Origin of the sequence: Streptomyces sp. NPDC090077 (assembly GCF_044747545.1) — a bacterium.
GTDB lineage: Bacteria > Actinomycetota > Actinomycetes > Streptomycetales > Streptomycetaceae > Streptomyces.
The window spans coordinates 87,969-112,198 of sequence record NZ_JBIVEG010000025.1; the positions used below are offsets into that span (position 1 = coordinate 87,969).

At 71.1% G+C, this 24,230-nt stretch carries 18 protein-coding genes; 11 read left to right on the forward strand and 7 right to left on the reverse strand.

Annotation, left to right across the window (positions count from 1 at the left end; genetic code table 11):
- The first annotated feature begins 191 nt into the window (after nucleotides 1–191).
- The 3 genes from ACIPW5_RS30965 (at nucleotide 192) to ACIPW5_RS30975 (ending at nucleotide 3,976) form a co-directional block, all read left to right on the forward strand.
- Nucleotides 192–1,580, forward strand: a complete 1,389-nt coding sequence (locus ACIPW5_RS30965; protein ID WP_401251926.1) for an amino acid permease — start codon at nucleotides 192–194, stop codon at nucleotides 1,578–1,580.
- A gap of 144 nt (nucleotides 1,581–1,724) precedes the next feature.
- Nucleotides 1,725–3,134 carry an amino acid permease gene (locus ACIPW5_RS30970; protein WP_401251928.1) on the forward strand — a complete coding sequence of 470 codons (1,410 nt, stop codon included), beginning with the start codon at nucleotides 1,725–1,727 and terminating at the stop codon, nucleotides 3,132–3,134.
- Nucleotides 3,135–3,319: 185 nt separating this feature from the next.
- The gene (locus tag ACIPW5_RS30975) at nucleotides 3,320–3,976 is read left to right on the forward strand and encodes a superoxide dismutase (protein WP_030958438.1); all 657 of its coding nucleotides are present in this window, start codon (nucleotides 3,320–3,322) and stop codon (nucleotides 3,974–3,976) included.
- A 124-nt stretch (nucleotides 3,977–4,100) separates the two neighbouring features.
- Here the strand turns inward: ACIPW5_RS30975 and ACIPW5_RS30980 are convergent, their stop codons facing one another.
- Nucleotides 4,101–4,748: a DsbA family protein gene (locus tag ACIPW5_RS30980; RefSeq protein ID WP_401251931.1), complete on the reverse strand. Its 648-nt coding sequence runs from the start codon at nucleotides 4,746–4,748 to the stop codon at nucleotides 4,101–4,103.
- Between the two features lie 125 nt (nucleotides 4,749–4,873).
- On the opposite strand from ACIPW5_RS30980, the gene pepN (ACIPW5_RS30985) reads away from it, so the two are divergent.
- A complete protein-coding gene (gene pepN, locus ACIPW5_RS30985; RefSeq protein ID WP_401251934.1) occupies nucleotides 4,874–7,429 on the forward strand; it encodes an aminopeptidase N in 2,556 nt (851 codons plus the stop codon).
- Nucleotides 7,430–7,493: 64 nt separating this feature from the next.
- On the opposite strand, the gene ACIPW5_RS30990 is transcribed toward pepN (ACIPW5_RS30985), so the two are convergent.
- Entirely contained in the window at nucleotides 7,494–8,036 is a 543-nt protein-coding gene (locus tag ACIPW5_RS30990) for a peptidase inhibitor family I36 protein (RefSeq protein ID WP_401251937.1), read from the reverse strand.
- Nucleotides 8,037–8,258: 222 nt separating this feature from the next.
- Here ACIPW5_RS30990 and ACIPW5_RS30995 point away from each other — a divergent pair, with 222 nt between their 5' ends.
- Nucleotides 8,259–9,221: a hypothetical protein gene (locus ACIPW5_RS30995; RefSeq protein WP_401251940.1), complete on the forward strand. Its 963-nt coding sequence runs from the start codon at nucleotides 8,259–8,261 to the stop codon at nucleotides 9,219–9,221.
- Here ACIPW5_RS30995 and ACIPW5_RS31000 read toward each other — a convergent pair.
- Both ACIPW5_RS31000 and ACIPW5_RS31005 read right to left on the reverse strand, forming a co-directional pair.
- Complete coding sequence (locus ACIPW5_RS31000; RefSeq protein WP_401251943.1) at nucleotides 9,197–10,093, reverse strand: pyridoxamine 5'-phosphate oxidase family protein; 897 nt, start codon at nucleotides 10,091–10,093, stop codon at nucleotides 9,197–9,199. The genes ACIPW5_RS30995 and ACIPW5_RS31000 overlap by 25 nt on opposite strands.
- A 23-nt stretch (nucleotides 10,094–10,116) precedes the next feature.
- A complete protein-coding gene (locus ACIPW5_RS31005) occupies nucleotides 10,117–10,581 on the reverse strand; it encodes a VOC family protein (protein ID WP_401251946.1) in 465 nt (154 codons plus the stop codon).
- 141 nt (nucleotides 10,582–10,722) lie between these two features.
- Between ACIPW5_RS31005 and ACIPW5_RS31010 the strand changes: the two genes are divergently transcribed.
- Nucleotides 10,723–11,289, forward strand: a complete 567-nt coding sequence (locus ACIPW5_RS31010) for a CGNR zinc finger domain-containing protein (RefSeq protein ID WP_401251949.1) — start codon at nucleotides 10,723–10,725, stop codon at nucleotides 11,287–11,289.
- A 274-nt stretch (nucleotides 11,290–11,563) separates the two neighbouring features.
- Nucleotides 11,564–14,902, forward strand: a complete 3,339-nt coding sequence (locus ACIPW5_RS31015) for a S8 family serine peptidase (protein WP_401251951.1) — start codon at nucleotides 11,564–11,566, stop codon at nucleotides 14,900–14,902.
- Between the two features lie 88 nt (nucleotides 14,903–14,990).
- Here the strand turns inward: ACIPW5_RS31015 and ACIPW5_RS31020 are convergent, their stop codons facing one another.
- Entirely contained in the window at nucleotides 14,991–16,472 is a 1,482-nt protein-coding gene (locus ACIPW5_RS31020) for a M28 family metallopeptidase (protein WP_401251953.1), read from the reverse strand.
- Nucleotides 16,473–16,737: 265 nt separating this feature from the next.
- Between ACIPW5_RS31020 and ACIPW5_RS31025 the strand changes: the two genes are divergently transcribed.
- Nucleotides 16,738–17,766 carry an aspartate-semialdehyde dehydrogenase gene (locus ACIPW5_RS31025; protein WP_401251955.1) on the forward strand — a complete coding sequence of 343 codons (1,029 nt, stop codon included), beginning with the start codon at nucleotides 16,738–16,740 and terminating at the stop codon, nucleotides 17,764–17,766.
- Nucleotides 17,767–17,821: 55 nt separating this feature from the next.
- Here the strand turns inward: ACIPW5_RS31025 and ACIPW5_RS31030 are convergent, their stop codons facing one another.
- On the reverse strand, nucleotides 17,822–18,328 hold the full coding sequence (locus tag ACIPW5_RS31030; RefSeq protein WP_401251958.1) for a DUF1203 domain-containing protein: 507 nt from the start codon (nucleotides 18,326–18,328) through the stop codon (nucleotides 17,822–17,824).
- A gap of 138 nt (nucleotides 18,329–18,466) precedes the next feature.
- Between ACIPW5_RS31030 and pepN (ACIPW5_RS31035) the strand changes: the two genes are divergently transcribed.
- Nucleotides 18,467–21,046, forward strand: coding sequence for an aminopeptidase N (pepN, locus tag ACIPW5_RS31035; RefSeq protein WP_401251961.1), 2,580 nt, complete (start codon nucleotides 18,467–18,469; stop codon nucleotides 21,044–21,046).
- A gap of 533 nt (nucleotides 21,047–21,579) precedes the next feature.
- Here the strand turns inward: pepN (ACIPW5_RS31035) and ACIPW5_RS31040 are convergent.
- Nucleotides 21,580–21,834 carry a hypothetical protein gene (locus ACIPW5_RS31040; protein ID WP_401251964.1) on the reverse strand — a complete coding sequence of 85 codons (255 nt, stop codon included), beginning with the start codon at nucleotides 21,832–21,834 and terminating at the stop codon, nucleotides 21,580–21,582.
- A 183-nt stretch (nucleotides 21,835–22,017) separates the two neighbouring features.
- On the opposite strand from ACIPW5_RS31040, the gene ACIPW5_RS31045 reads away from it, so the two are divergent.
- On the forward strand, nucleotides 22,018–23,361 hold the full coding sequence (locus ACIPW5_RS31045; protein ID WP_401251967.1) for a hypothetical protein: 1,344 nt from the start codon (nucleotides 22,018–22,020) through the stop codon (nucleotides 23,359–23,361).
- A gap of 54 nt (nucleotides 23,362–23,415) precedes the next feature.
- The gene (locus ACIPW5_RS31050; RefSeq protein ID WP_401251969.1) at nucleotides 23,416–23,883 is read left to right on the forward strand and encodes an NUDIX hydrolase; all 468 of its coding nucleotides are present in this window, start codon (nucleotides 23,416–23,418) and stop codon (nucleotides 23,881–23,883) included.
- The last annotated feature ends 347 nt before the right edge of the window (nucleotides 23,884–24,230 follow it).

Genomic DNA, 24,230 nt, shown 5'->3' on the forward strand with positions numbered 1-24,230 from the left:
CTGTCCGGTTTGGTGGAGACCGCACAAAGGTGCAGCCTTACACCCGAGTTGAAGTGATCCCCATCACGGGCCACATTCGACCACACATCCTTTTTGCTCCCGGGGGTCCACTCCAGCCAGACTGTAGGTTCCCGCCAATCCCCCCGGATATAGCCCAGCGTCGCTTTCCTATCGAGAGTACGAATCTGCTCATGCGCGAAGACCTGTCCGTCACCGGGAGCGACCTGCCCCCGGAACCCCTGAGCCACAGCCTCAAGCAGCGCCACCTGACCATGCTGGGGCTCGGCGGCGTGATCGGCGCCGGCCTGTTCGTCGGCTCCGGCGCCGGCATCGGGATCGCCGGCCCCGCGATCGTCATTTCGTACCTGCTGGCCGGCGTGCTCGCCATGCTGGTGATGCGGATGCTCGGCGAGATGTCCGCCGCCATGCCCGCCTCCGGCTCCTTCTCCGTGTACGCGGAGAAGGCCCTCGGGCGCTGGGCCGGCTTCTCGGCCGGCTGGCTGTACTGGTTCCTGCTGGTCGTGGTGCTCGCCGTGGAGGCGACCGGCGCCGCGAACATCGCGCACGGCTGGGTGCCCGCGGTCGACCAGTGGCTGTGGGTGCTGATCTTCATGGTGGTCTTCACCCTCAGCAACCTGGCCGCCGTCCGGAACTTCGGCGAGTTCGAGTTCTGGTTCGCCGCGCTCAAGGTCGGCGCGATCGTGCTGTTCCTGATCCTGGGCACCCTGGCGATCTTCGGCCTGCTCCCCGACACCGAGCCGGTGGGGCTGGCCAACCTGACCGGGCAGGGCGGCTTCTTCCCGGCCGGCTTCGGCGGGGTGATCGCCGGCATGCTCGCGGTGATCTTCGCCTTCGGCGGCCTGGAGGTCGTCACCATCGCCGCCGCCGAGTCGGACGACCCGGCCCGGTCCGTGTCCCGCGCGGTGCGCAGCGCGGTGTGGCGCATCCTCTTCTTCTACGTCGGCTCGATGCTGGTCATCGTGACCCTGCTGCCGTGGGACTCGCTGAAGCCCGGCGAGAGCCCGTACGTCGCCGTCCTGGACTCCATCGGGATCCCGGCGGCCGGGCAGATCATGAACATCGTGGTGTTCGTGGCGCTGCTGTCCGCGCTCAACGCCAACCTGTACGGCTCCTCGCGCATGATCTTCTCGCTGGCCGAGCGGGGCGAGGCGCCCCGGGCGCTGCTGAAGGTCTCGGGCGGCGGGGTGCCGCGCCGGGCGGTGTTCGCGTCGGTGGCCTTCGGGTTCGTGTCGGTGGTGCTGAACCTGCTGTGGCCGGACACCGTCTTCCTCTACATGCTCAACGCGGTCGGCGCGGTGCTGCTGTTCGTGTGGGCGCTGATCGCGGTCTCGCAGCTGCGGCTGCGGCCCCGGCTGGAGCGGGACATGCCGGAGCGGCTCACGCTGCCGATGTGGGCCTTCCCGTACCTGACGTGGGCGGCGCTGGCCGGGATGGCGGCGGTGCTGGTGCTGATGCTGTTCGACGACTCGGCCCGGCCGCAGCTGCTGTGGTCCTCGGGCGCCGCGGCGGCCGTCCTGCTCGTGGCCTGGTACCGGGAGCTCCGGGACCGGCGGTCCTGACCGTCCGGCACACGTCGCGCAGGCCCGGGACTTCGGTCCCGGGCCTGTTCCCGTTTCCGGGGCCGGCGGTCACGTCCGGTGAGAGCGGTGTCCGGATAGTGGACAACCAACGTCCGATAACCGGACGATCGGCAGACTGACCCCATGAGCCAGAGCACCACCACCGCACCTCCCGAGCAGCAGGCCCCCGCGCCCGCCAAGGCCGCCTCCCCCCTCGGCAACGGCCTCAAGCAGCGCCACCTCTCGATGATCGCCCTCGGCGGGGTCATCGGCGCCGGCCTCTTCGTCGGCTCCGGCGCCGGCATCGCGGCCGCCGGCCCGTCCATCGTGCTGGCGTACGCCGTGTCCGGGCTGCTCGTGATGTTCGTGATGCGGATGCTCGGCGAGATGTCCGCCGCCAACCCGGCCTCCGGCTCCTTCTCGGTGCACGCCGAGCGCGCGATCGGACCCTGGGCCGGCTTCACCGCGGGCTGGATGTTCTGGACCCTGCTGGTCGTGGGCGTGGCCATCGAGGCGATCGGCGCGGCGCACATCCTGGCGGGCTGGTTCCCCGGCACCCCGTCGTGGATGTGGGTGCTGGTGCTCATGGTGGTCTTCACCGTCGCCAACCTGGGTGCGGTCGCGCGCTTCGGCGAGTTCGAGTTCTGGTTCGCCGCCCTCAAGATCGGCGCCATCGCGCTCTTCCTCGGCCTGGGCGTCCTCGCCGTCCTCGGTCTGCTGCCCGGCACCTCCTCCCCCGGCGCCGGCAACCTGCTGCACGACGGCGGCTTCCTGCCCAACGGGATCGACGGGCTGCTCGTCGGCCTGCTCGCCTCGGTGGTCGCGTACGGCGGCCTGGAGACCGTGACCATCGCGGCCGCCGAGTCCGCGGACCCGGTCAAGGGCGTGGCCAAGGCCGTGAGGACCACCATGTGGCGGATCGCGATCGTCTACGTCGGCTCGATGCTGGTGATCGTCACCCTGCTGCCCTGGAACGACCCGGCCGTCACCGAGCACGGCCCGTACGCGGCGACCCTGGACCACCTGGGCATCCCGGCCGCCGGGCAGATCATGAACGTCGTCATCCTGATCGCCCTGCTGTCCGCGATGAACGCCAACATCTACGGCTCCTCGCGCATGGCCTACTCCCTGGTCGCCCGCGGCCAGGGCCCCAAGGCGCTGGGCAAGGTCTCCGGCGGGGTGCCGCGCCGGGCGGTGCTCGCCTCCGCGGGCTTCGGGTTCGTCACCGTCCTGCTGTCCTACTGGTACCCGGACACCCTGTTCGCCTGGCTGCTGAACATGGTCGGCGGGGTCATCCTCATCGTCTGGGGCTTCATCGCGGTCTCGCAGTTCGTGCTGCGCCGGCGCCTGGAGCGCGAGGCGCCCGGGAAGCTGGTCGTGAAGATGTGGGGCTTCCCGTACCTGACCTGGGTGGCGCTGGCCGGTGTCGCCGGCGTGCTGGTCCTGATGGCGGCGGGCGAGGACACCCGCACGCAGGTGCTCTTCACCGGCGGCCTGACGGCGGCCCTGGCGGCGACCGGATACGTGATGCAGCGCCGGGCGGCGCGTCCGTAAGACCCCCACCGAACAGCACGTCAGAGGCCGGGCCCATGCGATCGCATGAGCCCGGCCTCGGTCGTTCCGGAGGTGTGGACAAGAGAGGTGACCCTTACGTGTGACCCGGAATAGATACTGCTAGCGTGCAGTTGCGCATTAATTGCAATTAGCGATTGGCACGCTGAGGGGACCGGAAAACACGCATGGCCATCTACACGCTTCCTGAGCTTCCTTACGACTACGCGGCTCTCGAGCCGGTGATCAACCCGCAGATCATCGAGCTGCACCACGACAAGCACCACGCGGCCTACGTCACGGGCGCCAACAACACGCTGGAGCAGCTGGCCGAGGCGCGCGACAAGGAGAACTGGGGCGCCCTCAACGGCCTGGAGAAGAACCTCGCGTTCCACCTCTCCGGCCACATCCTGCACAGCATCTACTGGCACAACATGGCCAGCCCGAAGACCGGCGAGGGCGGCGGCGAGCCGACCGCGGCCGACGGCCTGGGCGACCTGGCGGACGCGATCACCGAGTCCTTCGGCTCCTTCGCCAAGTTCAAGAAGCAGCTGACCTTCGCGTCCTCCGCGACGCAGGGCTCCGGCTGGGGCGTCCTCGCCTACGAGCCCGTCAGCGGCCGCCTCGTCGTCGAGCAGGTCTACGACCACCAGGGCAACGTGGGCGTCGCCAGCACCCCGATCCTGGTCTTCGACGCCTGGGAGCACGCCTTCTACCTTCAGTACAAGAACCAGAAGGTGGACTTCATCGAGGCCATGTGGAACGTCGTCAACTGGCAGGACGTCTCCAAGCGCTACGCCGACGCCAAGGCGAACACCCCGCTGCTGATCCCCGTCAAGGGCTGATCACACACCCGAGCCCGTCCGCCTCGTGATCGTCTTCTCAACCTTCACCGGCGGACGTGTCCAGCAGAAGACCCCCGTGAGGACGTGACTCGCGGGGGTCTTCTGTATGCGGGGCAGGGACTGACTACTCGAAGGACGGACCCTGGGTACGGGTCCGCTTGATCTCGTAGAAGCCGGGGGTCCCGGCGACCAGCAGGGTGCCGTCCCACAGACGGGCGGCGGCCTCGCCGCGCGGGGCGGGGGTGACCACCGGGCCGAAGAAGGCGACCTCCTCGCCGTCGGCGCCGGGCACGGAGATCACCGGGGTGCCGACCTCCTGGCCGACGCGCTCGATGCCGTCGTTGTGGGAGTCGCGCAGGACCTGGTCGTACTCGTCGGAGTCGGCGTAGGCCAGCAGCTCGGCCGGCAGGCCGACCTCCTCCAGGGCATCGGCGATGACCTCGCGGGTCGCACCGCGGTCCTCGTTGTGGATCTTGGTACCGAGGGCGGTGTACAGCTTGCCGGTGACCTCCTCGCCGAACTTCTGCTGGGCGGCGACCACCACGCGGACCGGGGCCCAGCCCTTGGGGCCGAGCAGTTCGCGGTAGCGCTCGGGCAGCTCGTCGAGCTTGTCCTCGTTGAGCACGGCGAGGCTCATCACGTGCCAGCGGACTTCCACGTCACGGACCTTCTCGACCTCCAGCATCCAGCGGGACGTCATCCAGGCCCAGGGGCAGAGCGGGTCGAACCAGAAGTCGACCGGCGTCTTCTCGCGCACCTGGGTGTCGGTCATGGCTCTCCTCAAGTCACATAGGGCGTCACGGGGCATGTTCCTCTGCGCCAACCAGGCCGGAACCACCCGCATTCCCCGTGGGAGGATTCCAGCGAAGACCGAGATCACGCACGAAGGAGTGCAACGTGCCCGGAGAGAACCTGTCCCGCGACGAGGCCCGCGAGCGGGCCGAGCTGCTGTCCGTCGACGGGTACGAGGTGGTCCTCGACCTGAGGTCCGCGGTGGACGAGGCCGAACCCGCCGAGGGCCCCCGCACCTTCCGCTCGGTGACCACCGTGCGCTTCCGGGCCGCCGCCCCCGGCGCGTCCTCCTTCGCCGACCTGATCGCCCCCTCCGTGAACTCCGTCACCCTCAACGGGCGGGCGCTGGAGCCGGCCGCCGTCTTCGACGGGGCGCGGATCGCGCTGGAGGGGCTGGCCTCCGAGAACGTCCTGGTCGTCGACGCGAACTGCGCCTACAGCCGGACCGGCGAGGGCATGCACCGCTTCGTGGACCCGGAGGACGGCGAGGTCTACCTCTACACCCAGTACGAGCCCGCGGACGCCCGCCGGGTCTACGCCAACTTCGAGCAGCCCGACCTGAAGGCGCCGTACCGCTTCGAGGTGACCGCGCCCGAGGGCTGGCAGGTGTGGAGCAACGGCGCGGAGGAGTCCCGCGAGGGGCAGACCCGGCGCTTCGCCGAGACCGCGCCCATCTCCACGTACATCACCTGTGTGGTGGCGGGTCCGTACCACTACGTCACGGACACCTACACGCGCGGGGACCTGACCATCCCGCTGGGCGCGATGTGCCGCAAGGGGCTCGCGAAGCACTTCGACGCGGACGACGTCTTCCTCGTCACGAAGCAGGGCTTCGACCTCTTCCACGAGATCTTCGACTACCCGTACCCCTTCGGGAAGTACGACCAGGCCTTCGTGCCCGAGTACAACCTCGGCGCGATGGAGAACCCGGGGATGGTGACCTTCCGCGAGGAGTACATCTTCCGCGGGAAGGTCACGCAGGCCTCCTACGAGCGGCGCGCGAACGTCATCCTGCACGAGATGGCGCACATGTGGTTCGGCGACCTGGTCACCATGAAGTGGTGGGACGACCTGTGGCTGAAGGAGTCCTTCGCGGACTTCATGGGCTCCTTCGGACTCGTCGAGGCCACCCGTTTCGACCAGGCCTGGGTCACCTTCGCCAACAGCCGCAAGGCGTGGGCCTACCGGGCCGACCAGCTGCCGTCCACGCACCCGATCACGGCCGACATCCGTGACCTGGAGGACGCCAAGCTGAACTTCGACGGCATCACGTACGCCAAGGGCGCCGCGGTGCTCAAGCAGCTCGTCGCGTACGTGGGCCGGGACGCGTTCCTGGACGGCGCGCGGCGCTACTTCAAGGCGCACGCGTACGGGAACACCACCCTGGACGACCTGCTGTCGGTACTCGGGGAGGTCTCCGGGCGGGACATGGCGCAGTGGTCGCAGGCCTGGCTCCAGACGGCGGGCGTGAACGCGCTGACGCCGGTGGTGACCTCCGACGCGGCCGGGCGGCTGACCGAGCTGGCGGTGGTCCAGGAGGGCGAGCCGCTCCGTCCGCACCGGGTGGCGGTGGGCCTGTACCGGCTGGAGGCGGACGGGTCGCTGGTGCGCTACGCACGGGCCGAGGCGGACGTGGCGGGCGCCCGGACGGTGGTCGCGGACCTGGCCGGGCTGGAGCGGCCGGACCTGGTCCTGGTCAACGACGAGGACCTGACCTACTGCAAGATCCGCTTCGACGAGGCCTCGCTGGCGGCGCTGCGCGGGCACCTGGGCGACCTGACGGACCCGCTGGCGCGGGCACTGTGCTGGTCGGCGCTGTGGAACCTGACGCGGGACGCGCTCATGCCGGCGCGGGACTTCGTCTCGCTGGTCCTGGCGCACGCGGGCCGGGAGACCGACGTCGGCGTGCTCCAGCAGCTGCACGCGCAGGCGCTGAGCGCGGTGACCCTCTACACGCCCGCGGCGCGCCGCGAGCAGACCGGGCGGGACCTGGCGGCGGGCGCACTGCACGAGCTGCGGCTGGCCGAGCCGGGGTCGGAGCACCAGCTGACCTGGGCCCGGTTCTTCGCGGCGAGCGCGGCGACGGAGGGCGACTTCCAGCTGCTGCTGGGCCTGCTGGACGGCACGGCCCGGATCGACGGGCTGGAGGTCGACCAGGAGCTGCGCTGGGACTTCCTGCTGCCGCTGGTGGCGCACGGCGCGGTGGACGAGGCGGCGGTGGAGGCCGAGCTGACCCGGGACGACACGGCTTCGGGCAAGCGGCACCAGGTGCGGTGCCTGGCGGCCCGTCCGTCGGAGGCCGTCAAGGACCAGGCGTGGGCGGCGGTGGTGGAGTCGGACGCGCTGTCGAACGCGCTGGTGGAAGCCACCATCTCCGGGATGCAGCAGTCCTCGCAGCGGGAGCTGCTGGCCGGCTACACGGAGCGCTACTTCGAGGTGATCGAGCGGGTCTGGGCGCAGCGTTCGATCCAGATCGGCATCGACGTGGTGAAGGGGCTCTACCCGATGCTCCAGGACGCGGGGGCCACGGTCGACGCCACCGACGCCTGGCTCGCCGCCCGCCCGGACGCGGCCCCCGCACTGCGCCGGCTCGTGCTGGAGTCCCGCGACGACCTGGCCCGCGCCCTGCGCGGCCAGGCCTGCGACACGGCCGCGGGCTGACCCACCGTCCGGCAGGGTGCGGGCCGGCGGCCCCGCACCCTGCCGCCCCCCGTGGTGGGGTGGTTCAGCAGACCTGGACGGCGTCGATGCGGTCGTTGAGGTGATTGCCGTTGATGTCCTTGTCGTAGGACAGGTTGCGGCGGTAACCCGTTGCCCCCTCCGTCAGGACGTGGGTGCCGTTGTCGTAGAACTTCGACTGCACGTTCCCGGACTGGTTGTTGCTGTAGGACGTGACCCGGTCGTTCCAGGTATAGCCCTTGTCGGTGCGGTAGCTCCCGAGGTTCTCCCTGCGGCAATCCGTGAAGTTGATGCGGGCGCCGTTCATGTTGGAGTCCTCCCAGAGGCACAGCCAGCCCCTGTCGCAGTTGAACCAGTCCGCGGGGACGGCCCGGGAGGCGTCCGCGACCGTGACGCTCACGCCCGGCGCGAGCTGGACCGTGTCCGTGCCGACGCGCTTGGCGCCCTTGTTGTACTGCAGCAGCCCTTGGACCTGCTGCTCCACGGACCTCTCCGACGGGGCGGTCGACTGGGCTCCCGCCGGCGTTCCGGTGGCCAGCACCGCGCCGACGACGGCAACGGCGGCCAGCGCGGTCTTGAGGATGCGCATCGTGTTCTCCCCTCCCTGCCCGGGGCCCCTGTCGGCGCCGGGTACGGGGGAAACACTCGCGCCGTCACGCGTTCGGCGGTACCTGTGAGGTCATAGGGTGATCAGAGGGCGAGGCCCCTTTCGGCACTCGAACGCCCGTACTTTAGCCCCGGCTTGTCCGGATTTGTCGACGGGCGTGTAACAGGGGTTAGCAAGGCCATGGCCTGAGGGAATCACCGCGTCATGAACCAGAACGCACCCCTCCCCCTCGCCCACCTCACCGCCAGCCGCCCCCGCGTGCTGACCCTCGCCCAGCTGCGCGAGCACGGCGTCAGCGCCTCCGAGGCCGCCGGGCGGCCCTGGCAGCAGCTGCTCCCCGGGGTGTTCCTGCTCCACTCCGGCCCCGCGACCAGCGAGGAGCGGCTGCACGCCGCCCTGCTGTACGCCGGCCGGCGCGGCAGCGGCGAGGTCATGATCACCGGGCTGGCCGCCCTCGCGCTCTACCGGTTCTCCGCCACCCCCGACCTGCTCGCGCTCTCCCACATCGACGTGCTGGTCCCCAACACCCGCCGGCTGCGCTCCACCGGCGACGTCCGCATCGTCCGCTCCCACACCCCGCCCCGCCCCGTCGAGGTGACCGGGCTGCCGGTGGCCCCGGTGGCGCGGGCCGTCGCCGACGCCGTCGGACAGGTCTCCGACGCCGGCACGGTGCGCCGCATCCTCAGCGAGGCCGTGCGCGCCGGCCACTGCGAACCGGCCGCCGTCGTACGGGAGCTGACGGTGGCCCGGCTGCTGAACCGGCCGCACGTGGTCGACGCCGTCGAGTCCCTCCTCGCGGAGGGCCGGGCCATCGCGGAGGACCGGCTGTACCAGCTCGTACGGGGCTACGAGCTCCCCGAGCCCGTCTGGAACGTGGACCTGCGGCTGCCCGGCGGCCCGCACCTCGGCGGGGTCGACGCGTACTGGCCCGAGCAGGCCGTCGCCATCGAGATCGACACCCGGGCGCCCCGCCAGGGCGAGGACGAGGACTGGTCGGAGGCCGTCCGCAAGCGGGAGACCCTGGAGCGCCTCGGGGTGACCGTGCTGTACCTGACCCCCCGCAAGCTGCGCGACTGGCCCGAGCAGCAGGCGGCGGTCGTCCGGACCGCCCTGACGGCGTCCGACGACCGCGAGCCCGCCGCCTACCTGGTCGTACTGCCGCGGTGAGGCGGGTTGGCCGGGGAGTACTCCGGGGTGCTCCAGCGCAGCCGCCCCGGATGCAGGGCCTCCACCACCGCCTCCACCCGGAAGCGCACGGCCCGGCTCCCGCCGGGGCCGTACTCGGTCCGGGCCCGCCCGCTCAGCTGGAGCAGCCCGCCGCCCTCCCAGTCGGGGAAGAGCAGCCCGGCCCGCTCGTCGGCGGCCAGGTTGCCCAGGGTCAGGAACATCGCGTTGCCCGCGTAGTCCGGCCAGAGCAGTTCCGTCGGCGAGAGCACCTCCACGAAGCCCGGCATCCCGCCCCGGTGGCTGGCGTCGGCCCCGTCCGCCTCGGCGGTGGTGGCCACGAAGAAGGTGTCGGCGGCGCGGACGGCCCGCTGCTGGCCGGGGGTGAGCGCCTCCCCGCGGTGCACGACACCGGGCCCGTCGGCCACCAGCTCCAGGGGCTGCCGCTTCTGGAGGTACTTGGGGCAGTTGGAGAACACCTGCTCGGCCTCCACGGCGAAACCGCCGGGCGCCACCGCGAGGGTCCCGTTGAGCCGCATCCGGCGCCGGGTGCGCGGGTCGAGGGAGAGGGTGCCGACCCGGGTGCCGGCGGTGGCCAGGGCCCCGGCCAGCGGGTCGCCGTCCGGGAGGCCCCCGAGGACCCGGATGCGGTCCGGCCCGGTGGCCCGTACGAAGCCGGGCGCGCCGGTGAGCAGCGAGGCCCACAGCCGCCCCGCGCCGTCGGCGGCGCCGACGACGAGGTGGGGCTGCTGGGCGAGGAAGGCCGCCGCGACGTCGCGGATGTCCGCGCCGATGGAGCGGCCGACGTGCTCGGCGAGCTCGCGTACGCCGACCCGTTCCTGTACGGCCAGCGAGCCCTGGTGGTACCGGCCCATGACGGCCCCCAATCCTTGAGTTCCTAGAAGAATCCGCAGGTCGGAGCACCCGCCGTGGGGGCGGGAGCACCCTCGGCCCCGGCGGGCACGGAGATCTCCAGACGGGTGCCGTCCGGGTCGTGGAAGAAGATCCCGCCGGAGGCGGCCCCCTCGCGGTGGGCGACGACGCCCTCGTACGCGAAGTCCACGCCGAGGCCGCGCAGCCGCTCCTCGTACGCCCGGACCTCCTCGATCGCACCGGCCGAGAACGCCAGGTGGTGCAGCCCGGCGGCCTGCGGCCGGTACGGGCCCTCCGCCTGCTGCCAGAGGGTCAGGACGAGTTCGCCGTCCCGGCCGAGGAAGGCGAACCTGCGGCCCTCCTCCTTGCCCTCGCCCAGCAGGGCGAAGCCGAGGGCGTCGCGGTAGAAGGCGAGCGACCGGTCCAGGTCGGTGACGTTGAGGCCGACGTGTCCGGTGCGGAGCGTGCCGGTGGTGGCGGTGGTCGACATGCGGGTTCCCTTCCCCGAGGGTGCGGGGCCCGGAGTTCCGAGCCCTGAGGTTCTAACCTTCTACATCGAGATTAAGGGTTAGCGCCGAGTCCGTCAACCGGTCACGTACCCTTGAGGGGTTAGCGGCGCGAGGAGGCGGACATGACGGCACCGACCACGGACCCACGTCCGCTGACCGGCGAGCCGGTCTCCCTCGACCTGCTGAACACGCGCTGGATGCGGGACGGCGAGATCGCCGACCTCTTCGCGGGGGCCGCCGGACTGAGCCGGCTGGAGGGACTGGCCCTCTGGCTGGAGGGCGCGGGCCTGGCCGACCGCTTCCGCGCCGACAAGGCGGCCCTGGTCCACCTGCTGACCGCGCGCGAGGCGATCGCCCGCGCGGTCGCCGACCCGACCGACGACGGCGCGCGCTCCCTGGTGGACTCCGTCCTGGAGCACGGCCGGATCCGCGCCACCCTCACCGCCGAAGGGCCCGGCGAGCGGGCCGAGTTCGCCGACCCCTCCTGGGGTCCGGCCTGGACGGCGGCCCGCGACTACCTCGGCCTGCTGGCCACCGCGCCCGACCGGATCCGCAAGTGCGCCTCGGAGACCTGCGTCCTGCACTTCCACGACACCTCGCGCAACGGCACCCGGCGCTGGTGCTCCATGGCCGCCTGCGGCAACCGCGCCAAGGCCTCGCGGCACTACGCGCGCACGCGCGAGCGCTGAACGGTCGGAATCTGTCACACCGGTCGTGAGACGGAAGGCCGATCCTTCCCCTCAAGAGGGTCGGAAAGTCGATAAATCAACTCACCGGGCACTGCGAGTCGCCCCGGCTTGCCCCGGCATGTCCCCGGTGGCGGATGCTCCGCGCTGACGGGAACCCGCCATGTCAGGTCTCGGTAAACAACAACTCTCCCCAAACAGCTGTCACTTGCGCAAAGCTGACCGGTCATCCGGCACCGAAATCCGGACCGTATCTTTCACTTAGCCAGGGATGCTGATGACCCTCGACTCCCCCAGCTCCACCACCGGGGCCATACCCGGCACGCGGCGCGCGGCCCGCGTCGCGGCGGCCGCGGGCCTGGTGGCCGCCCTCTGCGCCACCGGCGCCGTCCCCGCCTTCGCGGCGGTCTCCGCCGACGACCCGTGGACGACCGCCCCGGTCAAGTCCGCGGACCAGAAGCTCGGTTCGGCGGACGCCGAACTGCTCCAGGAGGCCAAGGCCAAGGGTGACGCGACCGTCACCGTCATGGTCGCGACCGCCCCCGGCCAGACCAAGCAGGTCACCGACCAGCTCGACGCCGTCCAGGGCGCCTCGGTCGGCCAGACGTACGACAAGCTCGGCTACGTACGCGCCACCCTGCCGACCGACAAGGCGGAGGCCGCGCTCAAGGCGGCCGCCAAGCTGGAGTCCGTGCACGGCATGGACCTGCGGCACGAGATCAAGCTGCCGGACCCGCGCCCCGAGGCCAGCAAGGACGGTTCGGCCAGGAAGACCGCCGCCGAGACGTACCCGGCGCCGGACAAGAACACCCCGGCCAAGAACCCGTACAACCCCTCGTTCGAGACCGGCTCGCTGGACTTCCTCAAGAAGAACCCGCAGGCCGACGGCCGTGGCGTGACCATCGGCATCATGGACTCGGGCGTCGACGTCAGCCACCCCGCGCTGCAGAAGACCACCACCGGCGAGCGCAAGATCGTCGACTGGGTGACCGCAACCGACCCGATCACGGACAACGACGGGACCTGGCGCGCCCAGATCACCCCGGTCACCTCCGCGGGCGGCGCCTTCACCGCCGGCGGCCAGAGCTGGAAGGCCCCCGAGGGCACCTTCCAGTGGAGCCGCTTCAGCGAGTCGATCACCGCCAACGGCGACATGAAGGGCGACGTCAACCGGGACGGCGACACCACCGACCGGTTCGGCATGCTCTACGACCCGGCCGCCGGCACCGTCCGCGTCGACACCGACCAGGACGGCGACTTCACCAACAACGAGCCGATGAAGCCGTACAAGGACGGCTACCAGATCGGCTACTTCGGCACGGACAACCCGGCGACCGAGGTCGCGGAGCGGATCCCCTTCACCATCGAGATCCGCAAGGACGTCAAGATGGACCCGCTCGGTGGCGACTGGGTCGGCAAGAAGGCCGACTTCGTCAACATCGGCATCATCGAGTCCGAGCACGGCTCGCACGTCGCCGGCATCACCGCGGCCAACGGCCTGTTCGGCGGCCAGATGAACGGCCAGGCGCCGGGCGCCAAGCTCGTCTCCTCCCGCGCCTGCTCCTGGTCCGGCGGCTGCACCAACGTCGCACTGACCGAGGGCATGATCGACCTCGTCGTCAACCGCGGCGTCGACATCGTCAACATGTCGATCGGCGGCCTGCCGGCGCTCAACGACGGCAACAACGCCCGCTCCGAGCTCTACAAGAACCTCATCGACACCTACGGTGTCCAGCTCGTCATCTCGGCGGGCAACGAGGGTCCGGGCGTCAACACCATCGGCGACCCCGGCCTCGCCGACAAGGTCATCTCCGTGGGTGCCGCGGTCTCCAAGGAGACCTGGGCCGCCAACTACGGCTCCGGCGTGACCAAGAAGTACAACATGTTCCCCTTCTCCTCGCGCGGTCCGCGTGAGGACGGCGGGTTCACGCCGACCATCACCGCCCCCGGCGCGGCCATCAACACCATCCAGACCTGGCTGCCCGGCGCGCCCGTGAAGGAGGCCGGTTACAACCTCCCGGCCGGCTACGGCATGCTCCAGGGCACCTCGATGTCCTCGCCGCAGGCGGCGGGCGCCAGCGCCCTGCTGATCTCGGCCGCCAAGCAGGCGAAGATCGCCCTGCCCCCGGCCAACCTGCGCGTGGCGCTCACCAGCACCGCCAAGAAGATCGACGACGTCCCGGCGCACGCCCAGGGTGCCGGTCTCATCGACATCCCCAAGGCGTGGGAGTCCATCCAGCGCGGCGCCAAGGCCAACGAGTTCACGGTCAAGGCCCCCGTCGACACCGCGCTCGACCAGTTCCTGAAGACCCCGGGCTTCGGCACCGGCCTCTACGACCGCGAGGGCGGCCTGAAGGTCGGCCAGAAGAAGGTCTACGACGTCGTCGTCACCCGCACCACGGGCGTCAAGTACGGCACCCGGCACAACATCAGCTGGCGCAACAACGACGGCAGCTTCAAGGTCGTCGGCGGTGGCGGCTACGACTACGTCACGCTGCCGCTGAACAAGCCGGTCACCATCAAGGTCGAGGCCAACGTCAAGTCGGGCGGTGTCCACAGCGGCATCCTGCAGCTCGACGACCCCACCACCGAGGGCGTCGACAAGCAGATCCTGGCCACGGTCGTCGCCTCCACCCCGCTGGCGAAGCCGTCCTTCACGCTGTCGGACAAGTCCTCCGTGCAGCGCAACAGCCACAAGTCGTACTTCGTGACCGTCCCGCAGGGCGCCAAGACCCTCGAGGTCGCCCTCGGCGGGCTCGCGGCGGGCAGCCAGACGCGCTTCATCTCGATCCACCCGTACGGCACGGGCGTCGAGGACAGCGCGACCACCCAGTGCTACCCGAACTACGACAACCCGGCCAACCAGTGCCGCCCCGACCTGCGGTCGTACACCGACCCGCAGCCGGGCGTCTGGGAGATCGAGGTCGAGTCGCGCCGCACGTCGCCGCTGCTCGACAACCCGTTCAAGCTGGACGTCTCCGTCCTCGGCGCGGCCTTCGACCCGGCCGTCAAGGTCCTGCCCGAGGTCAAGCAGGGCACCCCGGCGCCGGTCCAGTGGACCGTGAAGAACGACGCCGCCGCCATCTCCGGCGGCAAGCTCCAGGGCGGCCCGCTCGGCTCCGCGAAGGTCGACAAGCCGACCATCGCCGCCGGCGAGACCAAGACCACCGAGGTCACCGTCGGTGAGGGCGCCGCCCGCCTGGACGTGGCGATCAACAAGCCCTCCGACACCGCCGCCGACCTCGACCTCGAGGTCTACAAGGACGGCGTCAAGGTCGGCTCCTCCGCCGACGGCGACTCCGACGAGTCCGTCAGCCTGGTCAAGCCCGCCGCCGGCACCTACACCATCAAGGTGATCGGCTACGCGGTCCCGGCCGGCACCACCACGTACGACTACCGCGACGTGTACTTCTCGGCCGGCCTGGGCTCCGTCCAGGTCGACGAGGCCGCCACGGTCAACCTCGCCAACGGTGCCTCCGCGCCGGTCTCGGCGAAGGTCCTGGTGACGGGCGCGGCCCCCGAGGGCCGTCAGTTCTTCGGCCAGGTCCAGCTGCTCAACGCCCGCGGCACCGCCGCCGGCACCGGCAGCGTCCAGATCGACAAGGTCACCCCGTAAGGGCATGACCGGCTGAACGCACGACGGAGGGGCGGTGCTCGACCGAGCACCGCCCCTCCTGTGTTCCCCCGCTCCCCCGTCGTGCCGGCTACTTGCCCAGCGTGCGCAGGGACTCCGCGTACGTGCCGACCGCGTGGGCGATGACGTCCAGGTTGGTGTCGAACGCCTTCAGGTCGATGTTCTTCAGGTTGTCGCCCGCCCCGTGGTAGTTCGGGTCGTACGCCGCCCCGGCCGTGCCGCCGTACCGCTTGGCCTGCTCGGCGGTCTTGATGCCCTCGGCGCCGGTGAAGGTGCCGCCCGCCGGGATGCCGTTCTCGATGAACGGGCCGTAGTCGGAGCGGCCGTCGAAGTCACTGCCCTCGTGCGGCTTGCCCTTCTTGTCGAGGAAGCCGTTGATCAGCGCCTCGATCTGCGCCGAGCCGGCCGGTCCGGCACCCGCGCCGGTCTTGTCCGAGTCGTCGCCGTCGTAGACGAACTGCGCCGGGTTCGGCGAGGCGATCATGTCGAAGTTCAGGTAGAGCGCGATGTCCTTCTTCTGCTTGTCGGACAGCTGCGCGACGTAGTGCTCGGAGCCCAGCAGGCCCAGCTCCTCCGCCGACCACCAGGCGAAGCGCACCTTGTTGGCGAACCCCTTGTTCTTCTTGTTGGCGCCCTCGTCGGCGAGCTTGAGCGCGACCTCCAGGAGGCCGGCCGAGCCGGAGCCGTTGTCGTTGATGCCGGGGCCCTCGGGGACCGAGTCCAGGTGGGAGCCGACCGTCACCACGCGGTCCGCGCGGCCGCCCTTCGTCTCCGCGATCACGTTGCGGGTCGTCTTCTTCACGTGCTCCTGGTCCAGGTCCAGGCGCACCTTCACCTCGCCCTTCGCGGCGGCCGCGGCCAGCGCCTCGCCGTCGGCCAGGGTGATGCCCGCGCTCGGGATGACCCCCTCCGCCGGGGAGGAGAACCCGCCGCGGACCGGGGTGGTCCCGCTGTGGTTGTAGACGATCACGCCGACGGCGCCCGCCGCCGCGGCCGCCCGCTGCTTCTCCACGAAGGTGCAGGCACCCCGCTTGACCAGGGCGATCTTCCCGGCGAAGGCGCCGGCCGGGTAGTCGTCCGCGGTGCAGCCGGGGGTCTCGTCGACCCGGGCGAGGGCGAGCGGGGCGGCCAGGCCGCCGGCCGGGGTGGACTTGGTGAAGGTGAAGGCCGCGGTGGCCAGCTCGCGCGGCTGGTCGCCGAGGACGGTGGTCTTCTCCGTCTTCGTGTGCGCCTCGTAGATGTCGAAGTCCTGGTACGAGACCTCGTACCCGGCCTTCTTCAGGGTGTCGTGGACGTAGGCGGCCGAGGCGGCGTGGCCCGGGGTGCCGGCGGCGCGGTTGCCGCCGTTGGCGTCGGCGATCTGCTGGAACTTCGCCAGGTGGCGGTAGGCCCCGCGCGCGGTCACCTCCTCCACCAGCTCCTGGGCCAGCCGGCCCTCGCGCGGGTGGGCGCTGGCCGGGGTGGCGGCCAGCAGCACGGGCGTGGCGACGGCGGCCGCCGCGAGGGCGGCGAGGGCCGGTACGGACCGGCGGTGGTGGCGGATGTTCCGCATGGTGGTCTTCCCCCCAGGGTGCGGGCGTTTCGGTCTGTGGTGCGCCGTGTCCGGATAACGATCACGACTGAACGGAAACTAACCGGCTTTGACCAGGCAAAACGGACGCCGAAGGCCCCGTTGACACGCCCGTCACACACTCGTCACGGGAGTTCACGGCCCCGACACCTGTCCGCACCTCGGACAATGGATTGGACAAGCCTCGTGGGGTCGAACGCATGATGGCTTCACGCGCGCCCGCGTCCACGTATTTGAAGGAGTCACCGTGAGGGTCGGAATCGTCGGAGCCACCGGACAGGTCGGCGGAGTCATGCGCGGCATCCTCGCCGAGCGGAAGTTCCCGGTCGACGAGCTGCGGCTCTTCGCCTCGGCCCGTTCCGCGGGCACCACCGTGGAGTGGGAAGGCCGCGAGATCACCATCGAGGACGCCTCCACGGCCGACTACTCCGGCCTGGACATCGTGCTCTTCTCCGCGGGCGGCGCCACCTCCAAGGCCCTCGCCGAGAAGGTCGCCTCCCAGGGCGCCGTCGTGATCGACAACTCCTCCGCGTGGCGCAAGGACCCCGAGGTGCCCCTCGTGGTCTCCGAGGTCAACCCGCACGCGATCAAGAACCGCCCCAAGGGCATCATCGCGAACCCGAACTGCACCACCATGGCCGCCATGCCCGTGCTGCGCCCGCTGCACGAGGAGGCGGGGCTCACCGCCCTGATCGCCACCACCTACCAGGCCGTCTCCGGCTCCGGCCTGGCCGGCGTCGCCGAGCTCGACGGCCAGGTCAAGGCCGTGGCCGCCGACGCGACCAAGCTGGTCCACGACGGCGAGGCCGTCGAGTTCCCCGAGCCGGGCGTCTACCAGCGCTCCATCGCCTTCAACGTGCTCCCGCTGGCCGGCTCCATCGTCGACGACGGCTCCTTCGAGACCGACGAGGAGCAGAAGCTCCGCAACGAGTCCCGCAAGATCCTGGAGATCCCGGAGCTCAAGGTCTCCGGCACCTGCGTGCGCGTCCCCGTCTTCTCCGGCCACTCGCTCCAGGTCAACGTCCGCTTCGAGCGTCCGATCAGCGTCGAGCGCGCCTACGAGCTGCTGAAGGACGCCCCGGGCGTCGAGCTGTCCGAGATCCCCACCCCGCTCCAGGCCGCCGGCAAGGACGCCTCGTACGTGGGCCGCATCCGCGTGGACGAGACCGTCGACAACGGCCTCGCCCTGTTCCTCTCCAACGACAACCTCCGCAAGGGCGCCGCGCTGAACGCCGTCCAGATCGCGGAGCTCGTGGCCGAGGAGCTGCGCGGCTGACGTCCGTGCGGTGAGCGGAGGGGCGGTGCCGTCGCGGCACCGCCCCTCCGGCGCGTCAGGGCCTGCGGACCTCGAAGAGGAAGCAGCCGAACTCGACGGCGCGGACGTGGACGAGGGCCGTGTCCGGGTCGGCGAAGGCCTCCTCCAGCGCCTGCTCCACCGCCTCGCCGGCGGCCTCGGGGAGGGTGAGCACGCGGCCGCCGAGGATCCGGCCGGCCGCGTCGTAGCGGCGGACCGCGCGCACGGCCCCGGCCTGCGCGAAGGGCTGCCCGGACCCGGCGGCCGGCCCGCCGCAGTCGGCGCCGTGCACGAAGACCGGGCCCTGCTCGTCGTACGCGCCCGGGTCGACGCCCGTCTCGGCGGCCCAGCGGCGCAGCGGGGCGTACGAGACGAGGGCGATCAGCTCCCCCGGCCGGCTGCGGCGCAGGCAGCAGCGCAGCGGGGCGCCGCCCTCCTGGTCCTCGTACGGGAGGCAGGGGCGGCCGGCGTCGTCGCGCAGGCGCAGGGCGGCGAGGGCGGCGGGCGGGATGGGGAGGGGCGTGTGCGTGGTGAGGGTGGTCATGGGTCCAGGGTGCGCGGGCGGATCGGGAAGGTCTGGCGGGAATCGGACCTCGTGTTCGCCTCTGGATTACTCCCGCCCGGCGGCCCGGCCCGCGTGGAAGGATGGCGGGGCAACGTCACCATCAAAGGAGATGAACGCGTGCCTGGCACGAATCTCACCCGTGAAGAGGCTCAGCAGCGGGCGAAGCTGCTCACCGTCGACTCGTACGAGATCGAACTCGATCTCAGCGGCGCGCAGGAGGGCGGCACCTACCCGTCCGTGACCACCGTGCGCTTCCAGTCGGCCGAGGCAGGCGCCGGGACCTTCATCGACCTGGTCGCACCGGCCGTGCACGAGGTCGTCCTGAACGGCAAGTCGCTGGACGTGGCCGCCGTCTTCCGCGACTCGCGGATCGCGCTGGACCACCTCGCCGCCGGGGCCAACGAGCTCCGTGTCGTCGCGGACTGCGCCTACACCAACACCGGCGAGGGCCTGCACCGCTTCGTCGACCCGGTCGACCAGCAGGCCTACCTCTACACCCAGTTCGAGGTGCCGGACGCCCGGCGGGTCTTCGCCAGCTTCGAGCAGCCCGACCTGAAGGCGACGTTCCAGTTCACCGTGACGGCCCCCGAGGGCTGGACGGTCATCTCGAACTCCCCGACGCCGGAGCCGAAGGACCGGGTGTGGGCCTTCGAGCCGACCCCGCGGATCTCGTCCTACATCACGGCCCTGATCGTCGGCCCGTACCACGCGGTGCACTCCTCGTACGAGGGCCCGGACGGGCAGTCCGTGCCGCTCGGCATCTACTGCCGTCCCTCGCTCGCCGAGTTCCTCGACGCCGACGCGATCTTCGACGTGACCCGGCAGGGCTTCGACTGGTTCCAGGAGAAGTTCGCGTACGACTACCCCTTCGCGAAGTACGACCAGCTCTTCGTGCCGGAGTTCAACGCGGGCGCGATGGAGAACGCCGGCGCGGTCACCATCCGCGACCAGTACGTCTTCCGGTCGAAGGTGACGGACGCGGCGTACGAGGTGCGCGCCGAGACCATCCTGCACGAGCTCGCCCACATGTGGTTCGGCGACCTCGTCACCATGGAGTGGTGGAACGACCTGTGGCTGAACGAGTCGTTCGCCACCTACACCTCGATCGCCTGCCAGGCCTACGCCGAGGGCTCGAAGTGGCCGCACGCGTGGACCACCTTCGCGAACTCCATGAAGACCTGGGCGTACCGGCAGGACCAGCTGCCGTCCACGCACCCGATCATGGCCGACATCCGCGACCTGGACGACGTCCTCGTCAACTTCGACGGCATCACGTACGCCAAGGGCGCCTCGGTGCTCAAGCAGCTCGTCGCGTACGTGGGCATGGACGCCTTCTTCAAGGGCGTGCAGGCCTACTTCAAGGCGCACGCCTTCGGCAACACGCGCCTGTCGGACCTGCTGGGCGCGCTGGAGGAGACCTCCGGCCGCGACCTGACCGCCTGGTCGAAGGCATGGCTGGAGACCGCCGGCATCAACGTGCTGCGGCCCGAGATCGAGACGGACGCGGCCGGTGTCGTCACGTCCTTCGGCGTGCGGCAGGAAGCCCCGGCCCTGCCGGCCGGCGCCAAGGGCGAGCCGGTGCTGCGCCCGCACCGCATCGCGATCGGCCTGTACGACCTGGAGGGCGGCAAGCTGGTCCGCACCGACCGGATCGAGCTGGACATCGACGGCGAGCTGACGGCCGTGCCGGAGCTGGCGGGGCGGACGCGTCCGGCGGTCGTGCTGCTCAACGACGACGACCTGTCGTACGCGAAGGTGCGGCTGGACGAGGTGTCGCTGGCGAACGTCACCGCGCACCTGGGCGACTTCACCGAGTCGCTGCCGCGGGCGCTGTGCTGGGCGTCGGCCTGGGACATGACGCGTGACGGCGAGCTCGCCACGCGCGACTACCTGTCGCTGGTCCTGTCGGGCATCGGCAAGGAGTCCGACATCGGCGTGGTGCAGTCCCTGCACCGCCAGGTGAAGCTGGCCGTGGACCTGTACGCCGACCCGGCGTGGCGGGACCAGGGCCTGGCTGTCTGGACCGAGGCCACGCTGGAGCACCTGCGCGCGGCCCAGCCGGGCAGCGACCACCAGCTGGCGTGGGCCCGCGCCTTCGCGGCGACGGCCCGCACCGAGGAGCAGCTCGGCTACCTGGCGGCGCTGCTCGACGGCTCCGCCGAGGTCGAGGGCCTGGCCGTGGACACGGAGCTGCGGTGGGCGTTCCTGGAGCGCCTGGCCGCCACGGGCCTCGCCGACGAGGCGGCCATCGCGGCGGAGCTGGAGCGGGACGCGACCGCCGCGGGCGAGCGCCACGCGGCGACGGCGCGCGCCGCCCGGCCGACGGCCGCGGCCAAGGCGGAGGCCTGGGCCTCCGTGGTGGAGTCGGCCGACCTGCCGAACGCGGTCCAGGAGGCCGTGATCGGCGGCTTCGTCCAGACCGACCAGCGGGAGCTGCTCGCGTCGTACGCGGAGAAGTACTTCGCGGTGGTCAAGGGCATCTGGGAGAGCCGCAGCCACGAGATCGCGCAGCAGATCGCGGTGGGCCTGTACCCGTCGCTCCAGGTGTCGCAGGCGACCCTGGACGCCACGGACGCCTGGCTGGCCTCGGCCGAGCCGAACGCCGCCCTGCGCCGCCTGGTCTCGGAGTCCCGCTCGGGCGTCGAGCGCGCCCTGAAGGCCCAGTCCGCCGACGCGGCGGCGGGCGCGGGAGCCTGACGCACGGCCTTGCCCCTGCCGCCGCCTGAGGGGGCGGTGGGGGCGGGGCGGGGCGGGGCGGTGTCCGGGTGGGCGGTAGCCCCTTGGGCGGTCTCAGGGAGGGTTGGGGGCTTCCCGTCAGTCCATCGTCCTTCCGGTTCGCACCGGTCCCTCAAGGGCGCTCCCTGCGGTCGCGTCGCTACGCGATGGCCTTCGGCCACCCTTGACCGACCGGCACGAACCGGAAAGCCGAAAGACTGCCGGGAAACCCCCAAAGAAACGGTCACCGGGCAGAGGCTGGAGGGACGGGCCCGTCAGCGACGAGCGAGGCGCCGGGCCCCGGCCCGCCGGGCATCCAGGCCGTCCAGCCCCGGCCCAGGGCCAGGGGCTCGACTACCTGCACGAAAAGTCGACCAGAGCAGGCCAGGGAGCCGACAGACGCGACAGATCGCTACGCGCTCCTCCCGGCTTGGCGTCCGGCGACCGCCTGGGGCTGGTACCCGCACCAAAAGTCGATCAGAGCAGCCCACGGACCCGACAGGCGCGACAGATCGCTACGCGCTCCTCTGGTCTCGGCGACCGACGGCCGTCTTGGGCTGGTCCGGGGCCGGTTCGACGTTGGTGGCGGCAGTGGTGAACTCGCGGCCGGAGGCGCCTCGGATGTAGGCGAGCTCCATCCAGCATTCGATGCCGGTGTCCGAGACGTTCTCGTTGATGACCGCCATGAGGACGCCCTCGGCGCCGGAGGCGGCGTCGCGGACGCGGCGGCGGAGGAGGCGGTGGGGGACGTACTCGTACCGGTCGGTCATTGCAGGACTCCGGGCCGGGCCAGGGGGCGTGGACGGTCCGGGCTGGTCATGGGTCGCTCCTTGCGTCGGCGCGGGGGCGTCAACTCCCGCTCGGTGTGATGAGGTAACCGCGCCGCCCCCTTGCGCGAGTACCGTTGGAGCGTCGGAGAAGCATGCAAGCCATGCACCTGTGGGGAGTTGCTCATGGCGCGACGCTCACGCACACCCAACACCGGTCTGTCGACGCTCCTTGAACAGGCCGGATGGTCAAGAAGCCAGTTCGCCTCGATCGTGAACCGCATCGGCGCGGAGGCCGGGCTCCAGCTCAAGTACGGGCAGCCCGCCGTGTCCCAGTGGGTGGCGGGACACCAGCCGAGGCCGCAGGTCAGGGCGCTGATCGTCGAGGCGTTCGAACGGAAGCTGGCACGGCCCGTCACCTACGCCGAGGCGGGACTCACGCCCCCGGGCGGGGTGGCGGAGGCGGACACTGTGCGGGAACTCGTAGACCTCGGAAGGGCCGACATGGATCCGTCCCGACGCCGCGTGATCGCGGCCGGTGTCTTCTCCGCAGCGCTCAGCATCCCCCTGTTCCCGACCCTCGCACGGGCCGACAGCCCGGACCCGATAGGGCCCGGAAAGGCGACGACGAGGGTGGGTCAGGCGCAGGTGACCGCCGTGGAGGCGATGACCGACCGGATCGCGGGCATCCTCGACGAACTCGGCGCGGGCCACGCCCGGCCGATGGCGGCGGCGTTCCTCGTGAACACCGTCGGCCCGTGGCTGAAGGCCGAGGCGGCGGTGCCGGTGCGGCGGAGCCTGCTGGCGGCCGCGTCCGACCTGGTCTACCTGACCGGGTGGATGGCGATGTACGAACGGCAGCACCGGCTGGGCCAGGACTACTACGTGTCCGCACTCAAACTGGCCGGGGAGGCGGAGGAACACGTCACCTACTGCCGCACCCTGCGCGGCATGTCCCTCCAGGCGTCCAATCTGGGCTACGGCCGGCGCGCCCTCGAACTCGCCGACTCGGCTGCGGAGGCGGCTCCCGCCGCCGGTCCGCGCCTGGTGGCGTTCCTGCGCGGGCAGCAGGCACACGGCGCGGCCATGGTCGGGGACAGGCGGCAGGCCTTCGTCCGCCTGCGGGAAGCCGAGGAGGCTCTCGCCCGCGCCGACGACCGGCGGGAGGCCATCGGCGGCTACGACCGGACCGCCTACCTGTTCCACGTGGCACACGTCCTGAACGAGACCAAGGACGTACCAGGCTCGGTACGGACCCTGCGCGAATCCATCAGGCTCCAGCCCGCCAACGAGCGGCAGGGCCGCCTGCACGCGTACGGGGTCCTCGCCCAGCGGCAGCTGTCCATCGGCCACGTCGAGGCCGCGTGCGAATCGTGGGGTCGCTTCCTGGACGAGTACGAGGCCCTGTCCTCGGCCCGGGGCGACGAACACTTCGAGGTGATGAACCTCAGGCTCCGCCCGCACGGCACCGTCCGGGCCGTACGAGAACTCCGCGAGCGCGCCCGTCTCGTCGGCGCGCTCAAGGGCTGACCGGTCCGCAGGCTCCCCGCCCCAGCCGGGGAGCCTGCCTCAGCAGGGAGAGCAATGCCCAGGCGTGACTACGAAGACGACCCCAGCGCCCCGCCGGCGACCAGTCTCGTCCCGGCGGCTTCCGCCGTCGTGGTGGACGGCGACGGCCGGGTGCTGCTCCAGCGCCGCACCGACAACGGAATGTGGGCCCTTCCCGGCGGCAAGATGGATCTCGGAGAGTCCATCGGCGACTGCGCGGTCCGGGAGACCCACGAAGAGACCGGGATCACCGTCGAGATCACCGGCATCGTCGGCACCTACACCAACCCCGGCCACGTCTTCGCCTACGACGACGGTGAAGTCCGCCAGGAGTTCTCCATCTGTCTCTTGGCCCGCCCCACCGGCGGCGACCTGCGCACATCCGACGAGTCCTTCGAGGTCGCCTGGTTCGCACCCCACGAGACCGACGGACTCCCCATGGTCCCCAGCATCCGCAAACGCCTCGACGACTGGCGGGCCGGAAACGGCCCCGTCATCCGCTGAGTCGTCCTGTGGTGCGGGTATCAGCCCAGGGCGACCAGCGGCCGCCGAGATCCGAGAAGCGCGTAGCGATCTGACGCGCCCCTGCGCATCCTGGACTGCTCTGATCGACTTTTGGTGCAGGTATCAGCCCCGGGCGGTCGTCGGACGCTGAGACGGGAGGAGCGCGTAGCGATCTGACGCGTGTGGGTGCTCCGCAGGGGGATCGGATCGGCCGCTCGTGCGGGTACCGGCGCCCGGCCCGTCGTCTCGTCACTGACGGGCCCGTCCCTCCGTCTTCTGCCCCGTGACCGTTCTTTTGGGGGCTTCCCGGCAGTCTTTCGGCTTTCCGGGGCGGGTCGGCCTGTCAA